This is a genomic window from Methylobacillus gramineus, assembly GCF_020532675.1.
Taxonomy (GTDB): domain Bacteria; phylum Pseudomonadota; class Gammaproteobacteria; order Burkholderiales; family Methylophilaceae; genus Methylobacillus; species Methylobacillus gramineus.
The window spans coordinates 560,961-583,890 of the sequence record NZ_JAJAVE010000003.1 but is presented as its reverse complement, the minus strand read 5'-3'; the positions used below and the strand labels follow the sequence as shown (position 1 = coordinate 583,890).

The following is a 22,930-nucleotide window of genomic DNA, read 5'->3' as shown; positions in this document are numbered from 1 at the left end:
TATGCTTAATCAAAATAATAAAAAATCGAGTCATATATGGAGAAGAGCATATGAACACAGGCTTACATAGCAACATCATTATTTCCCTCGCAGCCATTATCTTTACCATTACAGGCGGTAGCGCCTGGGCTGAGGCTTCACCTGACATCTGGCCTGTGATCAAAGAGGGCTTCTTCCCCAAACGCAATATAGAAGAAGCTGATTTCATTACCCTGTCAGGGCCTAAGCGGGCAGAAAGTGGCGCACAAGTGCCTATCACGCTGACGATAGACAGACCGCAGAGTGCTGCTGACGCAATCAAGTCTGTTTATATCATCGTGGACGCCAATCCAATCCAGCTTGCAGCCACTTACCACCTGTCAGAACTGCTGGGGAAATTGACCCTGTCCACACGCATCCGGCTTGAAACGGACTCGTTCATTCACGCAGTTGGTGAAACAGCAGATGGAAAACTCTTTACGACAGCAATCCCAATCCGGGCTTCCGGAGGCTGTGGCGGCGCAGTCGATGGCGACGATCAGGCGGTATTGGCAGCTGCAGGTAAAATCAAGCTGAATGTCGAAACACCCGTGACCTTCAACCAAGCCACCACGACCACATTCATCATCAAACACCCGATGTTTACCGGCCTACAGCGAGACCTGGTGTCACAAGGTTTCCGCCCCGCCTTTTATATACAAAAAGCGACTTTCACCTATGATGGTAAACCCGTACTGGATGTCGACTTCGGGGTAGGCACCAGCGAAGACCCTTATTTGCGCTTTGACTTTGTACCACCAGCCCCAGGCAAGCTTGAAGTGAAAGCACACGATAATGAAGAAGGAAAGTTTGCGCATACACTCGCCGTCGAATAACTGGCGGGAATAAAAAAAGGACGCATCAGCGTCCTTTTTTTATTCAACCTCGGGCATGAGTCATTTAAAAAACGACATGCGCTTCATGGTGTCGTCCCTGTCAAGAAACTGATGCTTGAGGGCAGCGGCAATATGCAGGCTAATGAGCAGGAACAGCACCGTAGCAGTGAGTTCATGCGCTGCCACAAAGAAGTCACGCAAGCCCGGTTCATCCAGCCCGGGTAAGACAGGAATGGAAAACCAGGTCAAACCGTACTTGCTATAAAGCGTGGTCAACATACCGGTCACTGGCATCAATACCATCAGCAGATAAAGCAAGTGATGCGTCCCGTGGGCCACTATCCTCTCCCAGCGCTGCAAAGAGGCTTGCAATGCTGGAGGTTGATGCGTCAATCTCCAGTAAACGCGTAATCCAATCAGGAAGAAAACCGTCAGACCAATAGATTTATGCAGGTTGAAATAGAAGGTACGTGGCGATACCGCTTCTGTGAGGTGCCAGGTAAACAGACCAAGATCAAACATATCAAAACTCATGACCTTGGGGCCGCCTTTGGGCAACTCATTCATGTACCAGCCCAGACCAAACAAGATAATAATGCCCAAACCAACCAGCCAGTGCAGGGTAATGGCAACCTTGCCATATCTTGAAACAGCGTTATTCATCTCTTATCCAGCCAATCGAACATGCCGACAGACAGCGCAGCTATCCTGCACATCATATCCACGCAATGCCGGCATGTAGGTCTACTCTAGTGTACGAACACACCCCATGGTGTATCACCGACAGTCACTTCCTTAATCGCCTTGTCAGTCTCGGTATCAATCACGGATACTGAGTTAGACTTGCCGTTGGCAACATAGAGTTTCTTGCCATCAGGAGTGACATCCATATTCCAGGGACGCTTACCCACCGGAATAGTGGCAGTGACCTTATTGGTGGCAGTATCAATCACGGACAATGTGCCGTCGCCACCATTAGAAATATAGACCTTCTTGCCATTAGGCAGCACTTTAACTCCATTGGAGCGTGTGCCAACGCTAATGGTCGCAATCACTTCATGCTTGCTGGTATCAAACACGGAAACGGTACCAGCAGCTTCATTGGCCACATAGGCTCTGGAACTATCAGGCAGGAAACCAATGCCGCGTGGACGCTCCCCCACCTCAACCAGCTTGATAGAAGCGCGTTTGGACAGATCCACCACATCCACATATTTGGCTTCTTCAGCACTCACGTACATCCACTTACCATCAGGACTGAATTCGGCATGCTCTGGGTTTTTGCCCTGCATTTTGACCTTGTAGCTGACTTTGTGCGTTGTAGTATCAATCACTGAAACTGTGTTGTCTTCCTCATTGGCAGCAGAAATCCACTTGCCATCATGAGAAATGCCCACGCCTTCAGGAGACTCATCCAGCTTGATTGTATCGGAGATGGACTTCTTGGCCAGATCAATCACCAGCAGGGCATTCTGCTTCTGGTCACTGACAAACAGGTATTTTCCATCATTGGTAATTGCCGCGCCACGTGGTTTCTGGCCTGCCTTGAAACTGCCAACCACCTGGTCTGTTTGGGTATCGATAATGGATACCGTCCCCGATTTCTCATTGGTCGAATAGGCAAAAGGGGCTGCCAGCAGTGAACCTGAAAACAATAAAGCAGCAGAAGCCGCCAAGAGCTTTAACTCAAATTTGCATTGCATAACGTTCTCCATGTTCTTACAAACTCATTCTAATCGTTTTTATAACGCATTGTTTCAGACGCTCGATGACTGCTCAAGTTCCATCTGATATTTACAGATTGGTATACAGGCATTTAACATGTGTCTTTACCATAGATCAAGCCAACGCTCCCATGATACCTGCTTCAGCTGTTGATTGTTCCCGCAGTGTACTGACCACAGCTTGCAGAAGCACAGCAGGCTGGGTCATCATCAGCTTGAGCTTGATGTTAGCGCCCCTGGCATTTGCAGAAAACCTGTCCATAAAAGAAGTGGCTTCAGGGGTGTATGTGCACCAAGGTGTGCATGAGGACCTTGATGATGGCTACCACGGTGATATCAGCAATATCGGCTTTATCATCGGCAGCAAGGGGGTGGCTGTCATTGATACGGGTGGCAGCTACCAGCTTGGCAGTGAGTTGCGCCAAGCCATCGCTGCCGTGACAAAATTGCCAGTCCTCTATGTGATCAATACACACATTCATCCCGATCATATTTTTGGCAATGCCGCATTCCTCAATGACAAAGCCGCATTTATTGGCCATAGCAAGCTGGGCAATGCCATGACGCTCAGGCAGGAAGCCTATATGCGCCAGGGGAACAATTTGCTGAAACAAGCCTTTGCAGGCAGTGAGATAGTGAAACCAAGCATCACGGTAGACACTTCCCAGGTGATTGATCTCGGCAACAGAACATTGGTACTCACCGCCTATCCTAGCGCTCACACCAATACCGATCTTACCGTTTTCGATGAACAAACCGGCACCCTCTGGACTGGCGACCTGCTATTTATTGACCGGACACCCTCTATTGATGGTGATATCAAGGGCTGGCTGGCGACCATCAACAAGCTGAAGCAATTACCTGGTGTGAATATCGCCATTCCTGGTCACGGCCCCGCCACTACAAGCTTTATTACTGCACTAGACAATGAATATCGTTACCTTGACCTGCTCCTGAATGACGTCAGGGCATCCATCAAAAAAGGCGGCACCATGGAGCAGGCAATGCAATCTGCTGCCGGGCAGGAGCGAGATAAATGGCTGCTGTTCAATTCAGTTAACCGTCGCAATGTGAACCTGATCTATCCTGTACTGGAATGGGAATAGGCAACGATGCAGAAAATGTTTACCGCTACATAGCCCAATAATTCAGCGATCCCGCATAATAAGCAGCATAAAAACTTAATGAACCCCCATGTTGGCTTCTACTTCACTCCCATTGCCTAGTAAAGATCAAACGCTGGTTTGGGCTATTATTGGCTCCTTGGCATTGCATGCGATTCTTGTCTTGCAACTACCCGCTTTCGATTTTACGGACGATGAACCACCACCCGTGTTAACGGTAGAGCTGGCTCCTGCGCCACCATCCACTGCCGCCCCGACACCAGTGGCAGAACCAGAACCAACAAAGACAGCCGAACCTGAGCCCATCAAACCACCTGAGCCAGTAAAACCACCACCGAAACCTACCGCCGTCCCTCAGGTCACAAAACCCATCCAAAAAATGGTGGAAGAAGTAACACCAAGCAAGCCAACGGAATCCACAGACAGCGCACCACCGGCTACCCCTGCCCCTGAGGTCATGTCGGTAGCCCCCAAAGAACATGTCGCACCAGTGCAAACTACGCCAACGCCAACACCACCTCCGCCAGCTCCCCCTGTGCAAGTGCAAGGACCTAGCCAGCAGGACATGGATGCGGCGCGTAATCTTTATGGCAGCATGCTGGCGAAGGCCATTTCCAAGTACAAGCAATATCCCAAAATCGCGCAGATGCGTGGCTGGCAGGGAGAAGTCATCGTTGAGGTACAAAGTGACGGCAATGGCAATGTGATTTCCAGCAGAATCCAGAAGTCCAGTGGGCATAAAGTGCTGGATGAGCAAGCGCTCACCATGGTCAAGAAGGCCTCCCCACTGCCAGCCCCTCCAGAGGCATTGCGAGGAAAGATACTCAACATCTTGGTGCCCATCCCCTTCAGCCTGGAAGAGTCATGAGCCAACCACCACGTTCCAAATCCTTAAAAGACGTATTGCTGATCCATGAACTGACATTTATTTTGCTCGTCGTGCTGGCCGGGACTGCAGGTGTGATTGGCATGCGATTATGGGATCAATCCTCGCAGGAGTCGCAACGCATCAATTTGATGGTGCAGGAAATTCAGCAAACGCGCGGCGATCTGTATCGCCAGATGAAAGAGCTTTTTGATATGTACTTCCTCAAGGACCCACATGCGCAGGAGGAATACAACGTCTATACCCAGTCCATCGGTGTGCATTTCAAAAAACTACTTGAGTTGACGGTAGATCAGGAGGAAAAGTCTGCCATTCTGGATCTACAGAACAGCTATCAGGCATTTGTCATAGAAACACAGCGCTTCTTTAACCGGCCACAAGAATATAGCGATGAGGCGCTTGAAAAAACACTGAACACCCATCTTGAATCAGGCATTTTCCATCGTTACGAAATTATTTCAGCGCGAGCAGAACGCTTGTTATTACTTAAACAGCGCGAGCTATCCTCCCGGCTGGAGGAAGCTAAAAGCACATCAATTACCTTGCTGATGGTGCCCATTGGACTGGCATTACTGTTGTTGGTGTTCTCCCGCATTTTCCTCAACCGCGCCATCGTACGTCCAATCCGTGGCGTGCTGCACGCAACCAGTGAAATCAGCGCAGGCAACCTGAACTACAAAGCGCCAGAAGAAGGCGTGGCCGAACTGGCAACGCTGTCACAATCCATCAATCGTATGGCTGAAGAGCTGACGCACAGCCAGGAAGCGCTGGTTCGTTCAGAGAAACAAGCTGCATTGGGCCTGTTAGTGCCTATGCTTGCGCATAATATCCGCAACCCACTTGCCAGCATTCGTGCTACAGCCCAGGTAGCAGACAGCAACGAGCTGGATCAGGAAACACGGGATTCGCTCAAAGCCATTATCAGCACGGTAGACCGACTTGATCGCTGGACGCGTGCCCTATTAGCGTATCTACACCCCCTCAAACCACAACCCAGCCACACAAGCTTAAGGCAAATACTACAAGGGGCGCTCGTTCCATTACAGGAAAAAATTCAAGAACGATCATTGCACTTCATTCTGCCTGATTGGGAGGATGAAGATGACCGCATGTTTACTGATGAAAACCTCCTGGAGCAAGCCTTATACAACTTATTGCTCAACGCGGTAGAGGCATCACCTTTCCATACCACCATCGAACTGCACATCCACTTATCAGAAGAGACAATCCAGCTTGTGATATATGATCAGGGCCCTGGGATGCCATTCACCCCAGACCCGCATGCCATCAGCCCAGGCCCCACTACCAAAAGATTTGGTACCGGACTTGGCATTCCCTTCGCCTTCAAAGTCTTTGAAGCATTATCAGGCAGTATTCATTTCAACTCCCGCATCCCAACCGGCACCTCAACCGAGCTGTTACTACCGCGCAATCACCAGAAAAGCTGAGTTTTAATGCATATACCCCACATAACCCGCTTGCTTTAACGGTTTTTTTTATCAACAATGTGGGTGTCTACTGTTTAATGTCCATTATGCTTAATCAAGTTATTCCAGATTTTGAACTCCCTTCCACCAGCGGGAAAATTTTTAGGCTTTCCGAGTATATTGGCAAAAAACTGGTGATTTATTTCTATCCAAAAGATAACACGCCAGGCTGCACCAATCAGGGTAAAGACTTACGTGATCTTTATCCTGCCCTCCAGACCAACAACGCAGAAGTCGTCGGCATTTCACGCGACAGCCTCAAATCCCATGAAAACTTCAAGGCCAAATTCACATTCCCTTTCGAGTTGCTAGCAGATACAGAGGAAAAAGCCTGTACGCTGTTTGACGTAATCAAAATGAAGAAAATGTATGGTAAAGAAGTACGTGGCATAGAACGCAGCACCTTTGTCATTAACGAGAAAGGCGTTCTGGTTCATGAGTGGCGTAAAGTAAAAGTGGACGGCCACGCCCAGGAAGTGCTCGAGTTTATTCAATCTATTTGACCAGGGACCTGCCAGATGATCAAAAAGCTTACTACTGCAAGCACCAAACTGTTTGTACTCGACACGAATGTTCTGATGCATGACCCCTCAAGCTTGTTCAGATTTGAGGAGCATGACATTTATCTCCCGATGGTGACATTGGAAGAACTGGACAACAACAAGAAAGGCATGACCGAAGTAGCGCGTAATGCACGTCAGGCAAGCCGTAACCTGGAAGAAATTGTCGGCACCAATCTTTCCAGTCTTGAAGAAGGCTGTCCGCTTTCGATTAACAGCAATAAACATGTGAGTGGCAAACTGTTCCTGCAAACCGCTGCGGTTACCGCAGAGTTACCCATGCTGGCAGGCAGCAAGGCCGACAATCAGATACTCAGCGTCGTGCTGGAACTGCATACCTCGCAACCTCACCGGGAAGTGGTACTGGTCAGCAAGGACATCAATATCCGCATCAAGGCCAGGGCTATCGGCGTTGCGGCTGAAGACTACTTCAACGACCAGGTGCTGGAAGATACTGACCTGCTCTATAGCGGCATGAAGGAACTGCCTGCAGATTTCTGGGACAAACACAGCAAGGCCCTGGAGTCCTGGCAGGATGCAGGCCGTATGTTTTACCGTATTAACGGGCCGCTCTGTAAAAGCTTCCTGATCAACGAGTTTGTCTATTATGAGTTCGAGAAACCCTTTCATGCGATTGTGAGATCGACTGAGGGTAACAGTGCCGTGCTCGAAGTAGTCAAGGATTACACCCAGGCCAAGCATAATATATGGGGGATTACGGCGCGCAACCGTGAGCAGAACTTTGCGCTCAACCTCTTGATGGACCCGGAAGTCGATTTCGTCACCCTGCTTGGCCAGGCTGGTACTGGCAAGACACTACTGACGCTGGCATCCGCGTTGACTCAAACGCTGGATAAGAAAATCTATAGTGAAATCATCATGACCCGGGTGACTGTGCCAGTTGGAGAGGACATTGGCTTCCTGCCAGGCACTGAGGAAGAAAAAATGGCCCCATGGATGGGCGCATTGGAGGATAATCTCGACGTTCTGAATAAGTCTGATGAAGAAGCGGGTGAGTGGGGAAGAGCCGCCACTCAGGATCTGATTCGGACACGGATCAAGATAAAATCATTGAACTTCATGCGTGGCCGGACTTTCCTACATAAATTCCTCATCATTGATGAAGCTCAGAATTTGACGCCAAAACAAATGAAGACATTGATTACGCGTGCAGGCCCTGGGACTAAAGTAGTTTGTTTAGGTAATATTGCGCAAATTGATACGCCTTACCTGACAGAAGGCAGTTCAGGTCTGACCTATGTGGTGGATCGATTTAAAGGCTGGACGCATAACGGCCATGTCACACTGGTACGCGGTGAGCGCTCCAGACTGGCTGATTTTGCAGCAGATATTCTGTAACAATTGAAGATTAGAATGACAAGCACTGGCGTTGCCAGCTACAAAAACAGGATGAAAAAACACCATGTACTTCCTGGTGTGACAAGGCAGCGATGAATCCGGGTTTCTATATCATACTGCTAGCGCAGTTTTTGTCAGCGCTAGCCGACAATGCATTGCTGTTCACTGCAATCGCCTTGCTCAGGGACATGGAGGCACCAAGCTGGCATGATCCCCTGCTGCAATGGTTCTTTGTCATCTCCTATATCATCCTAGCCCCTTTTGTCGGGTCCTTTGCCGATGCCTTCCCCAAAGGCAGAGTGATGTTCGTATCCAATGCCATCAAATTTGTCGGTAGCACTGCCATGGTGTTTGGCATGCCGCCACTATTTGCCTACGGTATTGTCGGCATAGGCGCGGCAGCTTACTCACCCGCCAAGTACGGCATTCTGACAGAGTACCTGCCTCAGGAAATGCTGGTGAAAGCCAATGGCTGGATGGAAGGATCAACCGTCATGGCGATTGTGCTTGGCACTGTCATTGGCGCCATACTGCCTGGCATCAACATACAAGTGGCGATGATCGTCATTACTGCGTTCTATATGTTGGCAGCTATCTTCAACATCTATATTCCCAAGGTACCGATTGATCACAAACTGACCAAGAAGAATCCTATTTACCTGATTTCAGACTTCTGGCACTCATTCAAGGCCTTATGGAAAGATGCTCAAGGGCGGGTTTCACTAGCGGTCACGACCTTATTCTGGGGCGTCGCTGCCACCCTGCGCTTTGTCGTACTGGCATGGGCGGGCTTTGCGCTAAATTTTAATCAAGAACAATCCACCTATATGATGGTGGTCGTCGCCATCGGCATTGCCTTCGGCTCGATTGCCGCTGCAAGGATGATCAAGCTGGAAGAGTCAGTCAAGGTATTACCTGTCGGCATTGTCGTGGGTGTACTCGTGATCAGCATGATCTTTATCACTAACTGGATTCTGGCATGCGTACTGCTGCTGTTGATTGGGGCCTTGAGCGGTTACTTAGTGGTACCTCTAAATGCATTACTGCAACATCGTGGACACCAACTCATCGGGGCGGGCCACTCAATTGCCGTACAGAACTTCAACGAGAATCTGGGCATTGCTGCACTGATCAGCATTTACACCGTGATGGTCAAGGCAGATATCGAGATAAACTACATCATTGTCGCATTTGGCTTATTTGTCAGCATCAGCATGAGCGGTATATACAAGCTCTACCAAGCACAGAAATCCAGCGCCAAGATAATATAGAAACTCTGCTCATGTAGCGTTTTCCCAATAAAAAGCCCGGAAATCCGGGCTTTTTATTGGGCTGAAAGTAAGAAACAATTAATGCAATTTAACTCTCGCCTCTGTCCTGCGGGTAATGATGCGTGCCAATATCTGCAGCACCACGGCAAAGAAGCCATGCAAGGCCATCAAATGCATCTGGTATAAAGACTGGTACATCAGGCGTGCAAATATACCTTCAATATACATGGTGCCACCTGCTACTGACCCCATAAGATTACCGACTGTGGAATAGCGTCCCAGATTCACCAGTGAGCCATAATCACGATACGTGTATTCAGGCAGACTATCTTTGCCCGCGACACGGTTCTTGACTGTCTTCACCAGCATGGAAGCTTGCTGGTGTGCAGATTGCGCTCTTGGTGGCACGTTTTCATCATGACCAGGCCATGGGCATGCGGCGCAATCACCAAATGCAAACACGTTCTGATCCAATGTTGTTTGCAGGGTACGCTTCACAATCAGTTGATTGATTCGATTCACTTCCAGACCATCCAGCTCGCGCAGGAAATCTGGGGCCTTGATACCCGCTGCCCATACCACCAGTGCAGAGGGAATAAAACGGCCACTATGGGTATAGACGCCCTTGCTGGTTACCTCGGTTACCCGCTCACCAGCATAGACATGAACACGTAATTTCCTGAGCTCAACATCTACCGCCATGGAGAGCTTAGGCGGCAGGGCAGGTAACACACGGTCACTGGCTTCGATCAAGGAAATTTTGATGTCTTTATCTGGATCAATCTTGTCCAGGCCATAAGCGGCCACCTCACGTGTGGTGTTGTGCAACTCTGCTGCCAGCTCCACGCCTGTTGCTCCAGCGCCCACAATCACTACCTCAAGCTGTCCTGCCTGGATAGGTTCAGCCTGTGTCTGGGCCCGTATCAGTGCGTTATGCAGGCGCTTGTGAAAGCGCTCTGCCTGACCTTGAGTATCCAAAGCAATGGAGTGCTCGCGTGCGCCTGAAATACCGAAATCGTTAGTGGTGCTGCCAATGGCAATAATCAGGGTGTCATATTTAAAGGTACGACGTGGAATGACCTCGACTCCATCCTCGTCATGGAACGGAGCAACATAAACTTCTTGCTTGGTACGATCCAGGCCATCCATATTGCCGAGACGGAAATGGAAGTGATGCCAGTGTGCCTGGGCAATATACTCGAGCTCATGCTTATCAGGATTCATGCTGCCTGCCGCAATTTCATGCAGTAATGGCTTCCACACATGCGTGCGGGTACGATCAATCAGGGTGATATGCGCCTTCTTCTTACGTCCCAGGCTATCGCCAAGGCGAGTGGCTAATTCCAGGCCACCAGCACCACCACCAACGATCACGACATGATGCAAATCTGAACTTGCTTGCGTTTCCAATTGCATAACTTCACTTTCCAGGTCTAAACAATGTTAACCAGATTGGGCAAGTACAACACTTATACCCAAACCTCACATAATGATGAGTATTGGCTTTAGTGGCTGATCTTGCGCCTACATTCCATTCTGCTGATTTTACCCCTAAAGCTTGGAACACGCATAAAAAAACGGCCACTGTTGTTCACAATGGCCGCTCTTTTTATCAGGCAGTAAAAGCAGAATAACTTTTCAATTAATCTTGGCTCACTTGCACCTTCACTTGATCCTTACTGAGGCTTTTCAGTCAGCCATGGCTTGTCACCACCGCCCTTGTACTGGCTACGCAAGAAGCCAATAATCTTCAGGATTTCATCAGTGGAAACCAGATCTGGATTACCAGCAACTTGTCTATGCCAAGTTGCCATACCACCATTGGAGCCACCAGCGATAGTTTCAAACATACCCTTGTCGGTAATATGCTTGTTGTACTGCCAACGGTCGTCAGTGATTGACACAGCTACCTGACCATCGCCGTTAGGGCCATGGCATGTAGTGCATGAATACAATCCAAACTTGCTCTTGCCTTGCTTTGCCTTAGTAGGATCATCAGCAAAAATCTTGGTATAAGGATTCACACAAGTTTCCAGAAACTGTTTCGCTTCAGGGGTATCGTCAGCCTCAACCTTGATATTCAAAGGACTGTTGTCTTTCGTTGAGACCAAATTACATGCAGCACTTGCCTGCATCGGAATTGCCAGTCCTACAAGCGCCAGAATAGACGCTGCTAATGTTGCTTTTACCACTCCATGATTCAACATACTTTCTCCTTGCTTTTATAAACTCTTAAACTTCGACTGATTGGTTTGCATATGCACCAGCCTGCACTTCAATTAACGAGTCAGACAGTGAAACAGTTGACTCAGTTCATGAAAAATTCTTACTCAAATTTGGGAATAACATCACCCTTTTCTCTGCCTTTTTTCTCTACGCTATCACCTTCAACCACTGGGACATGAGGAATTCCATATTCATCCAGGATTTTGATAATGTCGGCATGGCGTCGATCCAGCACTTCCTGCAAGATCGCCAAGCGCTCTTTGTCGCGTTTACGCACCGCCAGGGAAATATTCCAGTATTCCTTGCCGTGTATATTTTCTTTTTCATACTCTGGTGCCGGAACGACCACCAAAGGCACACTGGATTTCTTGGCATAGTAGCCAGCAATTGGCCCCCACAGCACAGCCACATCGATATCACCCTTCACCAGATCATCAATGATGAAACTAGGGGGCAGATTGAGGTCACGCATGATGCGGTAAGGACGGGAATTACCCAGCAAGCCCTTGTCGTTTAAAGGGCGGGAAGGAGGGGTTTGACCCACTACGCCAATAATACCTTTACGTAGATCTGGAGAATCCCAGTCCTGAATGTTGTATCCGCTATCCTGGCGGTAAACAAACACATAGCCTGAGCGATAATAGGGCTTGGAGGTCAACAACATGTCATTGCCATCTACGGTGCCTATGATCACATCACAGCGATGCGCATTAATCGTGTTTCTAATGAAACCCATACGGTCATACCAGAACTGGTATGACAAAGTCTTGCCAAGATCTTTAGCGATCAATTGAGCAATCTTGTTTTCAAAACCTTCTTGCTTGCCATTGGAGTAAGGCAAGTTATCAAAATCCGCACATACTTTTAACTCATTCGGGTTATCTTCCCGAACCGGCAAACCACCACGGCCTACTTCACTATCCACATCCAAGGTATTCGTAGCTGGCCCATCTGCCAAAGCTACCTGAGTAAAACCAGTTAATAGCAATAAAAGGGAAACTTTTTTCAGCGTATTTAGCATTACTGACTTCCTTCTTCAGTGATAAACAATCGTATTTGCATTTGCCTATCAAAGATAAAAAGCACCCCGCCATAGGCGGGGTGCTTGCGAGCAACTAACTGATGTTAGCGTTGCAATTTCTGCATTAACAGAGATTACAGGCTGAACACGTTCAGTGCACCGCCGCCAGGAGCAGCGTTGTACTTGGTCAGTTCTTTGTAACCACCGGCTGCGCCAAGCGCATCGGTAGAGTTTTCCAAACCAAGGTTCATCGCTACACCAGCCCAACCGCCGATACCGGACAGTACGCCAACGTATTGCTTACCCTTGTGGCTGTATGTGAATGCATTACCAATCACACCAGAACCTACTTGGAACTTCCACAATTCTTTACCAGATTGTGCGTCAACAGCCTTGAACCAACGATCCAGAGTACCGTAGAACACCAGGTCAGAAGCTGTAGTCAGAACACCACCCCAAGCAGAGAACTTCTCCTTGTTGTACCACTTGCTCTTGTTGGTCAATGGATCATAAGCAGCAAAGCCACCCATTACGCCATCAGGACCAGCAAACATGGTCAAAGTAGCACCAACCCATGGTTGACCGGCGATGTACTTGGACTCAACTGGCTCGTATGTCATACAAACGTGGTTAAGTGGTGAGTAAACCAGGCCAGTACGTGGGGAGTAAGCTGCAGGCTGTTGGTCTTTTGTACCCAGCGCTGCAGGGCAAATACCCTTAGCGTTGTAATCTTGGTGAGTGGAGTACTTACCATCTTTCTGAGGAGTACCAGTCTTCAGATCAACACCGGTTGCCCAGTTAACGAATGGATGCACTTTTTCAGCAGCGATGATGGAACCGTTCGATGCATCAAATGTGTAAGCAAAACCGTTACGGTCATGGTGCCAAGCGTATGTCTTGCCGCCCTTGTCGAACAGGATGACTTCGTTAATACCGTCATAATCCCACTCATCGTGAGGCGTCATTTGATAACCCCACTTAGCGATACCAGTGTCCAGATCGCGAGCGAAGATTGTCATGGACCACTTGTTGTCACCTGGACGTACGTCTGGGTTCCAAACAGATGGGTTACCAGTGCCGTAGTAAACCAGGTTTGTCTTCTGGTCATATGGCCACCAACCCCATGTAGAGCCACCGCCGTGTTGCCAGCCGTCTTTAACAGCTTGTGGCTTCAGCCATGTCTTAACACCAAGGTCTTTTTCTGGGAACTTCAGCTTTTCTTTAGGCAGAGCCTTGAAAGAACCGCCTTCTTTGTTACCACCGTTTACGTCTTCATAAACAGACAGTGAACTGTAGTGTGGGTTTTCTTTGTTGAAGTCAGCACCAATCAGCACTTCAGAATCAGGACCTGTGCTGTATGCCTTCCATGCCAAAGAGCCATCCTTCAGGTTAAACGCAGCCAAGAAGCAGCGAACACCGAATTCAGCACCTGAACAACCAGTCAGAACCTTGTCCTTGATCACGTGAGGAGCGTTAGTGTTAGTAGCGCCCAACTTAGGATCATTAACCTTTACATCCCAAACCTTCTTACCGGTCTTGGCATCAAGTGCAACCAATACGCCGTCATTCTGTTGCAAGAAGATCTTGCCATCGCCAAAGCCCAGACCACGACTTACGTTATCGCAGCAGAGAACAGCTTGTACAGATGGATCTTGTTTAGGGAAATATGACCAAACGATCTTTTGATTATCGTTCAGGTCAAGTGCGTATACGTTGTTAGGGAATGCTGTATGTACATACAACATGTTACCAACAACAACAGGTGAACCTTCATGACCACGGTTTACACCAGTAGCAAACTGCCAAGCAGCCTTAACGTTTTTAACGTTGCTTTTGGTGATTTGATTCAGGGCGCTATAGCCCTGATTATTGTGCTGACCACGTGGATGCACCCAGTTATTGGAATCCTTCAGAGCGGCTTCTTGATCTGCAGCTGCGGATGCAACCATTGGCAATGCCATGGTCATACCGAAAGCTACTCCCAGAGCCAGCTTGACTTTGCTCATCTCCATTTTTATAAATCTCCATAGTGATACTACTAAGGGTTTAACAAGACCGAAGTCCACATTGCGCGCGACCCATTTATAATTACAGGTTTACGACACAGTGCAGACATTGCCTTTTACTCACTCTGAAGCGAGTAGATTGCATATTAGTTCACTACAAAACGTTTTGCAATACTCTATTTACAATTTACTTACAATTAAATAATTCCTTAATTGAATGAGATAAATTCCCATATAAAAATATATATACTCCTGAAACCATAGGACATACCTCACAACCATGACCAGCACACTTTTCCCGGAAATTCAGCCCTATCAGCACGACTGGCTTCATGTATCGCCTACCCATCAAATGTATTTTGAACAGTCCGGCAATCCAGCAGGGCAGCCTGTTGTGTTTCTGCATGGCGGTCCTGGCAGTGGCTGTAATCCCGCACAAAGGCGTTACTTTGATCCCCAGCACTATCGCATCATCCTGCTTGATCAGCGCGGCTGTGGGCGAAGCAAGCCCCAAGGCTGCATAGAGGAAAACACCACGCAGCACTTGGTAGACGATATTGATGCGCTACGCCAACATTTAAATATCGATCAATGGCTGGTGTTTGGTGGATCGTGGGGCAGTACGCTGGCACTGAACTATGCACTGGCACACCCTCATCGCGTCAGCGGGCTTGTATTACGTGGCATATTCCTTAGCCGGACCAGCGAGCTTGAATGGTTCTTGCAAGATATTGAGCATTTCTTCCCGGCAAACTGGACACAGTTACTTTCATATCTGCCAGCCGCAGAAAGAGACAACCCGCTGTCTGCATTTGCCAGCCGTGTATTTTCTGCAGATCCCACGATTAGTGAGCCCGCAGCCATTCACTGGAATGCCTATGAATCCAGCATCATGACGCTGCTGCCTCCAGCCAATACATCCAATAGCAGCCCAGCGAATGGGCCTCTGGAACTATCCCGCGCCAGAGTGCAGATTCATTACATACAGAACCAATGCTTTGTCGGCGATCGCAACCTATTGAAAGAAGTCAGCAGTTTGACCCACATCCCGACCGTGATAGTGCAAGGCCGTTACGACATGGTGTGTCCCCCACTGACGGCACATCTGCTGCATCAAGCCATGCCGCACGCAGAGTTTCATATGATTCCCGATGCAGGACATTCAGGAATGGAGCCAGGCACTTGCGCCGCTTTGATTGCCGCTACGGAGAAATTTAAGAGACAATCAACGGTCGTCGGCTAATTTTCAAGGATTGCTGCTTGTGGCTTTCAAATTCAACCGAGTGAAAAATCTCGGCACTCATCCAGCCCTGGCGATGCCGCGCCGCGCTTACGCACGCCACCGATACAGCACACCGTTTTTTGTACTGCGTGAAACACTGAACAGTTTTCAGGTGCACAATGGCTTCAGCATATCAGCGTCGCTATCCTTCTATGCGATGTTTGCGCTGATCCCGTTGATCCTGCTCATGTTCTTCATGTTGAGCCATCTGGTGATTTCATCTAATTACGCCATCGTCAAGCTGGCTATATTGGTGAGTAATTTGGTACCCAAGCTCAGCAACCGCATCATGGTAGAGGTTTACAACGCCTCCCAGCATAAAGCCGCATGGGGCGTCTTTGGGATGGTCGCCATGTTCTGGATTGTCACGCCACTCGCAGGGGCATTACGTTCTGCCTTTTACACCATTGCCAGCGTTATAGAAGCACCCTCCTTCATTCGGCGTCAGATGAAGGATATCCTCGCCGTTCTGGGCATATTGCTCATGTTTTTCCTGTTTACCATCCTGGGGCTGGGGATAGAAAAAGTCATCAGCATTCTAGAGCCGCACGCCTCGCACTCCAAATACATCAACTCAGCTACCTCCTTATTATTGACCACCTTATTAATCGGGATCTTTTATCGCGTATTTTTCCCGGTGCGAGTCAATCTCAAACATATCTTAATCGGCTCGTTGATCACGGCACTACTCTGGCTGGCCATGCGCCCGGCGTTTGGATTGTTTTTATCCATCAACCCATCATATGGCGCTGTTTTTGGCGGCATGAAAAACCTGTTTATTTCGATAGGCTGGCTTTACTACACGTTTGTCGTATTCATGTTTGGCACAGAGCTCATCTCCACCCTGCGTAAAAAAGATGTGCTTCTGCTGCGTGGACTATTTGACCGCATGCCGGAGGACAAAGAGACCTACCTGCTGGAGCTGATGGAACGATATGGCAAGCAATATCAAAAGAATGACTATATTTTCAGCAAAGGCGATGCCAGCCACGATCTCTACTATCTGGTCTCAGGCAAAATCACACTGACCCTTAACGGCCATGTATTGCGAGACCTCAATCCTGGTGACTATTTCGGGGAAATGGCGTTTCTCACAGAAACGCCACGTGTCGCGGATGCCAAGGTAATTTCGGATCAAGCCGAAGTCGTGGTGGTCACCTCTGCCAATATCGAAACCTTACTGCTAGGTGAGCCCCGTATTGCCATGAATTTTCTTAAGCAGATGGCTAGCCGCCTGCAAGACAATCATGTGCAAGGCTCCGTGTAAAACCACTTTAGCTATCTGCCCACATGCGCAGGAGATTGTGATAAACCCCGGTCAGGCTGATCACTTCCGCATCTTTTCCACCTTTATCTGCCGTGAGTTTCTGAATCGCGTTATCCAGCTGGAACAGCAAGGTACGTTGCGCATCATCGCGCACCATACTCTGCATCCAGAAAAATGAAGATACCCTGACACCACGTGTTACAGGCGTCACATGATGCAGGCTGCTGGAGGGATAAAGCACCATATGTCCTGCTGGCAACTTGACCTCCTGCGAGCCAAATGTGTCCTCTATGGTCAGCACCCCCCCATCATAATCTTCAGGCTCAGACAAAAATAATGTCGCGGATAAATCACTTCGAATACGAAAATTGGTTCCGCGCAACTGGCGGATGGCGTTGTCCACATGTGTACCAAAAGCTTGTCCGCCCTCATAGCGATTGAACAACGGAGGAAAAACCTTGAGCGGCAAAGCCGCCGAAATAAACAGGGGACTCATGCCCAAAGCATCCTGAATAAGATCACCCACTTGGCGCGCAACAGGCGCCCCTTCAGGCAACTGCATATTATGCTTGGCAAGTGCAGACTGGCTCCCCGATGTCACATTACCATCCACCCACTCCGCCGCATCCATCACGGCGCGACATTGACGTACTTGCTCCTTGGTCAATACTGCTGGAATTTCAATCAACATTTCTTTTACTCCTGCTACAAGCAAAAAACCCTACAGAGGTTACACCTCCATAGGGTTGTTAACGCGAGATATATTGAATTTATATTAAAGCACTAAAACTTGAAATTCAATGAAACAAATGCCAGTCGTCCTGGGGCAACAGTTGCAAAATGACGTGTATATGTCTGATTGAAATACCGCTTATCCGTCAGGTTCTGCAGATTCAGCTGCAGACTGATACGATCATCAAACTTGTATGAAGCCATTGCATCCCAGCGGACATAAGAAGGAACATATAAGGAATTACCTGGATCAGCATAAACCTTGTCAACATAGAACGCGCCACCGCCAACAGTTAATGCCGGCAACACACTGTATGTAGTCCATAGGCTTGCGCTATTTTTAGCGATACCTGGTAAATTATTTCCTTTATTCGCAGCACTTCCAAGATCAGTCATACCGCCAGCAATTAGACCTGTTTTAGATTGCTCCGTATCCAGATAAGTATAGCCAGCGAAGACATTCCATTTGTCTGAAATTTTCCCTGCCGCTCCAAGTTCAATGCCCTTAACTTTCACCTCACCAGCATTTGCATACACATCGTTCGCAACAAGAACACGAGCATCGTATTTCTCTGTATAGAAAGCAGCTGCAGTTAAGGACAATCCATCTAGAACATCCCATTTAGTACCTACCTCAAAACTCTTAGTACGTTCTGGTCTTAAATTAGCAGTGCTTCCCGACAGAAGATAACCATTCTCTTGATTACCATCCCCATTATTCAGACCTACTGGCGTACTTGAGGTGCCATATGACGCATATACATTGCCTCTATCATTAATTTTATAGACAGCACCAAGTTGATAATTCCAGAAGGTGTGATCCGCCGTAGCATTATCTGCAGCCGTTGTTGAGTCTCTGTTAATTTTGAATTTATCGTAACGTAGGCCAGCATTAACTATCCACTTTTCACTCAGCTCGATGCTATCAAATGCATACAACGAATGGTTTCTACTAGTAGTTGTATTGGAGGGAGTTCCACTAAAGCTCACATCAAGATTTGAAGGTCTGCTTGGATCTGGGTCATACATATTTACGGGTGATGATAAAGTCCCAGTCGTAAGTGCAGCAAATTGGTCAGTTTCCACCTTGGACCATTCAAAGCCTACATTCATAGTATGTTTGATTGTGCCAGTCGCAAAAATGAAAGAAACATCTGTCAAATTACTCAGCGTTTCCGTTTTAGTATAGCGTGCTTGATTATTAAGATTAAGCAAACCAGAGGCACCACCAGCTGCTTGAACCAAAGCACGGGTGGTTACATACTTGTTTTTGCTAATACCGTAGCGAGAGGTATTCCGCAGTACAACATCATCAGTAAATGCATGCTTGAGCTCCAGCGTACCAATATCACTATCGGTTTTCTGATAATCTTTATCTTTGAAGCCATAGAAGTTATCCTTGCTAACGCTCAAAGGTCGATGATGAAGCACTCCACTATTATCCGCATAAGGCAAACCTCGATCTGACATATCATCCGTTTCGAAGTGGTACCAGTTAGCCGTTGCCGAGGTTGGGCCATTTAAGCCTAGTGTGATAGATGGCATAAATCCCCAACGCTTCACATCCACCGAATCGCGTCCCGGAGTGTCCGCATCGTGCACCATACCAACTAGGCGAATGGCAGCATCATCGCCAATCATATAATTACCGTCAAAAGTGGCTCGACGATAACTGTCGGTACCTAGGCCGATAGAACCAGAAGTGAAATTATCAGCCTTAGCGCGCTTGGTCACGATATTGATGCTACCACCCGCAGAACCACGGCCATCAAAAGCACCACTAGGCCCTTTCAATACCTCCATTTGCTCAATAGCAAATACTTCACGAGTTTGTGCGCCAAGATCACGAAGACCATCTACAAAAATTGAACTTTGTGAATCAAAACCTCGAATGAATGGCCTATCAGTCATGGCCGAGCCACCACCTTCTCCAGACCCAAAGGTAATTCCTGGCACTGTGCGCAGGGCATCCTGAAAAGTATTTGACCCTGTGTCTCTAATCACGTCCTGGGTCACTACTGTCACAGACTTCGGCGTATCTTTCAGCGTAGCAGTAAACTTTTGGTTAGCTGACTTCTCGACTTTATATGGATTTTCTTTCTTACCTTGTACTTCTAGCTCTGGTAGCGCCCCTCCTTCTTCAGCCGCAAATGCAGATCCTACAAAAATAAGTGCAACCGCTGCACTTACAGGCTTGAAATTAAACCCTGCTTTTTGACCTAATACCTTCAGCACAATTTTCCCTTTACATCAGTTTACATATTTTAAGAAACGTGAATATAAATAAGAAAGATTATCGATACAAGATATATTTCCTACTTGTTGCTAAATAACAACAATTAACCACATGAAAAATATGGAAATTTAAATTAGAATATTGCGCTTGGTCGTTTCTAGCATGTTGCAATCCAGGGCATGCAACCCTTTAATGATGTGTTCATCTGGTAAAAGCGATGCCTATTTCCTTTTATCCCAATCGCGAGAGTTAACCGTGTCAAATATTGTCGTTGCCGCTTTATATAAATTTGCCAGCCTGCCGGATTACCAGGAAGTTCAACCTGGGCTACTTGCATTTTGTAATGCACAAAACATCAAAGGCACACTGTTACTGGCAGAAGAAGGTATTAACGGCACCGTTGCAGGAAATCGAGCCGGGATTGATGCTTTGCTGACCTATCTGCGCCAAGATGCAAGGCTTGCTGATATTGAGCATAAAGAATCATTCACTGACGAATTACCCTTCTACCGCATGAAGGTCAGGCTCAAGAAAGAAATTGTGACGCTTGGCGTTCCGGGCATCGATCCCAATAAAAAAGTGGGCAACTATGTCAAACCTGAGGACTGGAATGCATTGATTTCTGATCCTGACGTCATCGTGATTGATACACGTAATGACTACGAATATGGCATAGGCACATTCAAAGGTGCTTTAGATCCTCAAACCACGACCTTCCGGGAATTTCCTGAATACGTGAGCAAAAACCTGGACCCATCAAAACATAAGAAAGTCGCCATGTTTTGCACAGGGGGCATTCGCTGTGAAAAAGCCAGCTCATATATGATGGAACAAGGGTTTGAAGAGGTATATCACCTGCAAGGTGGAATTCTGAAGTATCTGGAAAATGTCCCACCTGAAGAAAGTATGTGGGAAGGTGAGTGTTTTGTTTTTGACCAGCGCGTTGCCGTCAAGCATGGGCTGGAGGTTGGGGATTATGACCAATGCTTTGCCTGCCGCCACCCGATCTCTGCTACAGATATGGCGTCAGAGCAGTATGTGAAGGGCATTTCATGCCCGTGCTGCTATGACGCACTGTCGCCTGAAAAACGCGCCAGCATCGAAGAACGTCAGAAACAGATAGAGCTTGCTCGCAAGCGTGGTGAGGTGCACATCGGTGACAATGCCAGAAAGTATAAAAAATAACCCCTGACAGTTGATGTTCAGGGGTTGAGGTCAAACTGACAACTGCAATTGTCAGTTTGAAATTTAGTTAACGCCTACATACCTTTTCACCTTGAAGTGGTGCTTAGGATGTGTCACGTAAACAAACTTCTTGCCTGCATTGCGGTCTGCGCTAACACCACTTGTGTCAATTTTATTGAGATTGAAGTGATGCTTGAAATGTGGCCTGAGGTTTCTGGACTTCACAACATCTTCATGAGAGGCAACAGCCTGAACTTCAGAAACATGTGGGTCTACAGAGATTGTATTAGGGTTAATGCTGGCAGCGGCCACCATTTGGTTGTTGAACAAAGCCTCTGTGTTATCAGCCTGAGCCAATGGAGCCCAAGCGGCGACTAAAGCAATTACTGCAACTGACATTGTCTTTTTCATGATTATCTCCAAGTTATGGTCTTTGTAAATTTCCCTTACAATGGTTGCAATAGTACTAGACTCAAACCCCAAGAAAAACATACTATCCATTGAGTAACACTTCGAAAAAACCGAAGTATCTTCCATTGAGCGATGGAGAGCGGCCATGAATTACAAGCAATTGAGCTATTTCTGGGCGGTGGCAAAAGCCGGGAGCTTGGTAAAAGCCAGTGAACAATTAGGCGTCACGCCTCAAACGTTAAGCGGGCAGATTTCATTATTGGAAGCAGACCTCAATGTCACTCTGTTCAAGCGAGTAGGTCGTGGACTGGAAATGACAGATGCGGGCAGAATGGCATTGCCTTACGCCGAAAGCATTTTTGAAACTGGCAGCATGCTAGAGGAAACCCTGCGCCACCAACCCAAGAAACGGCCGCGCCTATTCAATGTAGGGATCGCAGAATTCGTTCCCAAATCAATCGCCTACCACCTCCTATCCGCAGCAATGTCGCTAGAAGATCCTATCCGCATCGTCTGCCGTGAAGATAACTTTGAAACCCTGCTGGCCCAGCTGGCCATTCACAAACTTGACCTGGTGCTAGCAGATCGTCCCATGCCCAATGAAGTCAATATCAATGGCATCAGCCATAAACTGGGGGAAAGCGGCACCAGCTTCTTTGCCAAAGCAGAGCTTGCACTCAAATACCCTGGAGTATTTCCTGAGCGCCTGCATAGAGCGCCCATGCTGGTAATGGGGGAAGACAGTCTGATTCAGGGACAGCTCATGCGCTGGCTCAATGACCAGCACATCACGCCAAATATAGTGGGGGAGTTTGACGACAGCGCATTGATGAAGGCTTTCGGAATGGCGGGCATAGGCTTTTTCACTGCCTCATCCGTCATTGCCCATGAGATTGAGCAAGAGTACGGCGTAATGAAGATTGCAGAAACCAATGAATTCACCCAACACTTCTACGCCATCTCCGTGCCCAAACGTGCCCACCACCCTGCCGTTGCAGCAGTCAATGAATCCGCTGACCAACTATTTTTATTCAACAAATCAGTGCCATCAACAAGCTAAGTCAATTCAACGAAACAAATATATCACTAACAACTGGCACCAAAGCTTGGAAACGATACGTCACCGCACCCATACAAATATGGATTGACTCCCTCACCACTTCAAAGAAGTGCATAGAGAGCTTGACCGCATATACCACTCTACATTTAGTAATTAATTCCTACATACAATCTTAATATATCTTTGATATATTGGTATCGTAGTAACCCCCTTTAAAAGATTTGAATTAAGAACAACAA

General features: G+C 47.8%; 20 protein-coding genes. 11 read left to right on the top strand and 9 right to left on the bottom strand.

Annotation, left to right across the window (positions count from 1 at the left end):
* The first annotated feature begins 50 nt into the window (after positions 1–50).
* Entirely contained in the window at positions 51–854 is an 804-nt protein-coding gene (locus tag LG201_RS13235) for a quinoprotein dehydrogenase-associated SoxYZ-like carrier (RefSeq protein ID WP_226772676.1), read from the top strand.
* Between the two features lie 60 nt (positions 855–914).
* Here LG201_RS13235 and LG201_RS13230 read toward each other — a convergent pair whose 3' ends face one another.
* The gene (locus tag LG201_RS13230) at positions 915–1,517 is read right to left on the bottom strand and encodes a cytochrome b (protein WP_226772675.1); all 603 of its coding nucleotides are present in this window, start codon (positions 1,515–1,517) and stop codon (positions 915–917) included.
* 86 nt (positions 1,518–1,603) lie between these two features.
* Positions 1,604–2,557 carry a beta-propeller fold lactonase family protein gene (locus LG201_RS13225; protein WP_226772674.1) on the bottom strand — a complete coding sequence of 318 codons (954 nt, stop codon included), beginning with the start codon at positions 2,555–2,557 and terminating at the stop codon, positions 1,604–1,606.
* 245 nt (positions 2,558–2,802) lie between these two features.
* Here LG201_RS13225 and LG201_RS13220 point away from each other — a divergent pair, with 245 nt between their 5' ends.
* The 6 genes from LG201_RS13220 (at position 2,803) to lplT (ending at position 9,265) form a co-directional block, all read left to right on the top strand.
* Positions 2,803–3,684, top strand: a complete 882-nt coding sequence (locus LG201_RS13220) for a quinoprotein relay system zinc metallohydrolase 2 (protein WP_226772673.1) — start codon at positions 2,803–2,805, stop codon at positions 3,682–3,684.
* Positions 3,685–3,772: 88 nt separating this feature from the next.
* Positions 3,773–4,570: an energy transducer TonB family protein gene (locus LG201_RS13215; RefSeq protein WP_226772672.1), complete on the top strand. Its 798-nt coding sequence runs from the start codon at positions 3,773–3,775 to the stop codon at positions 4,568–4,570.
* Positions 4,567–6,036 carry a sensor histidine kinase gene (locus LG201_RS13210; RefSeq protein WP_226772671.1) on the top strand — a complete coding sequence of 490 codons (1,470 nt, stop codon included), beginning with the start codon at positions 4,567–4,569 and terminating at the stop codon, positions 6,034–6,036. The genes LG201_RS13215 and LG201_RS13210 overlap by 4 nt, the downstream gene beginning before the upstream one ends.
* An 86-nt stretch (positions 6,037–6,122) precedes the next feature.
* Entirely contained in the window at positions 6,123–6,578 is a 456-nt protein-coding gene (locus LG201_RS13205) for a peroxiredoxin (protein ID WP_226772670.1), read from the top strand.
* A gap of 15 nt (positions 6,579–6,593) precedes the next feature.
* Positions 6,594–7,994: a PhoH family protein gene (locus LG201_RS13200; protein WP_226772669.1), complete on the top strand. Its 1,401-nt coding sequence runs from the start codon at positions 6,594–6,596 to the stop codon at positions 7,992–7,994.
* Positions 7,995–8,086: 92 nt separating this feature from the next.
* Positions 8,087–9,265: a lysophospholipid transporter LplT gene (lplT, locus tag LG201_RS13195; protein ID WP_226772668.1), complete on the top strand. Its 1,179-nt coding sequence runs from the start codon at positions 8,087–8,089 to the stop codon at positions 9,263–9,265.
* Positions 9,266–9,343: 78 nt separating this feature from the next.
* On the opposite strand, the gene LG201_RS13190 is transcribed toward lplT, so the two are convergent.
* The 4 genes from LG201_RS13190 to LG201_RS13175 form a co-directional block, all read right to left on the bottom strand.
* Positions 9,344–10,681: an NAD(P)/FAD-dependent oxidoreductase gene (locus LG201_RS13190; RefSeq protein ID WP_226772667.1), complete on the bottom strand. Its 1,338-nt coding sequence runs from the start codon at positions 10,679–10,681 to the stop codon at positions 9,344–9,346.
* Between the two features lie 260 nt (positions 10,682–10,941).
* Positions 10,942–11,472: a c-type cytochrome gene (locus LG201_RS13185; protein ID WP_226772666.1), complete on the bottom strand. Its 531-nt coding sequence runs from the start codon at positions 11,470–11,472 to the stop codon at positions 10,942–10,944.
* A gap of 119 nt (positions 11,473–11,591) precedes the next feature.
* The gene (locus LG201_RS13180; RefSeq protein ID WP_226772665.1) at positions 11,592–12,512 is read right to left on the bottom strand and encodes a substrate-binding domain-containing protein; all 921 of its coding nucleotides are present in this window, start codon (positions 12,510–12,512) and stop codon (positions 11,592–11,594) included.
* Positions 12,513–12,646: 134 nt separating this feature from the next.
* A complete protein-coding gene (locus LG201_RS13175) occupies positions 12,647–14,524 on the bottom strand; it encodes a methanol/ethanol family PQQ-dependent dehydrogenase (protein ID WP_226772664.1) in 1,878 nt (625 codons plus the stop codon).
* Between the two features lie 274 nt (positions 14,525–14,798).
* Between LG201_RS13175 and pip the strand changes: the two genes are divergently transcribed.
* Both pip and LG201_RS13165 read left to right on the top strand, forming a co-directional pair.
* The gene (gene pip, locus LG201_RS13170) at positions 14,799–15,761 is read left to right on the top strand and encodes a prolyl aminopeptidase (protein ID WP_226772663.1); all 963 of its coding nucleotides are present in this window, start codon (positions 14,799–14,801) and stop codon (positions 15,759–15,761) included.
* Between the two features lie 19 nt (positions 15,762–15,780).
* The gene (locus tag LG201_RS13165) at positions 15,781–17,067 is read left to right on the top strand and encodes a YhjD/YihY/BrkB family envelope integrity protein (protein ID WP_226772662.1); all 1,287 of its coding nucleotides are present in this window, start codon (positions 15,781–15,783) and stop codon (positions 17,065–17,067) included.
* A gap of 7 nt (positions 17,068–17,074) precedes the next feature.
* On the opposite strand, the gene LG201_RS13160 is transcribed toward LG201_RS13165, so the two are convergent.
* Together LG201_RS13160 and LG201_RS13155 are read right to left on the bottom strand one after the other, a co-directional pair.
* Positions 17,075–17,758 (bottom strand): Fe2+-dependent dioxygenase, encoded by a 684-nt coding sequence (locus LG201_RS13160; protein ID WP_226772661.1) that lies wholly within the window; start codon positions 17,756–17,758, stop codon positions 17,075–17,077.
* 92 nt (positions 17,759–17,850) lie between these two features.
* Positions 17,851–20,034 carry a TonB-dependent receptor gene (locus LG201_RS13155; protein ID WP_226772660.1) on the bottom strand — a complete coding sequence of 728 codons (2,184 nt, stop codon included), beginning with the start codon at positions 20,032–20,034 and terminating at the stop codon, positions 17,851–17,853.
* A gap of 256 nt (positions 20,035–20,290) precedes the next feature.
* Here LG201_RS13155 and trhO point away from each other — a divergent pair, with 256 nt between their 5' ends.
* Positions 20,291–21,220 (top strand): oxygen-dependent tRNA uridine(34) hydroxylase TrhO, encoded by a 930-nt coding sequence (gene trhO / locus LG201_RS13150; protein WP_226772896.1) that lies wholly within the window; start codon positions 20,291–20,293, stop codon positions 21,218–21,220.
* 63 nt (positions 21,221–21,283) lie between these two features.
* Here trhO and LG201_RS13145 read toward each other — a convergent pair whose 3' ends face one another.
* Positions 21,284–21,631: a hypothetical protein gene (locus LG201_RS13145; protein ID WP_226772659.1), complete on the bottom strand. Its 348-nt coding sequence runs from the start codon at positions 21,629–21,631 to the stop codon at positions 21,284–21,286.
* Positions 21,632–21,776: 145 nt separating this feature from the next.
* On the opposite strand from LG201_RS13145, the gene nhaR reads away from it, so the two are divergent.
* Positions 21,777–22,691 carry a transcriptional activator NhaR gene (gene nhaR, locus LG201_RS13140; protein ID WP_226772658.1) on the top strand — a complete coding sequence of 305 codons (915 nt, stop codon included), beginning with the start codon at positions 21,777–21,779 and terminating at the stop codon, positions 22,689–22,691.
* The last annotated feature ends 239 nt before the right edge of the window (positions 22,692–22,930 follow it).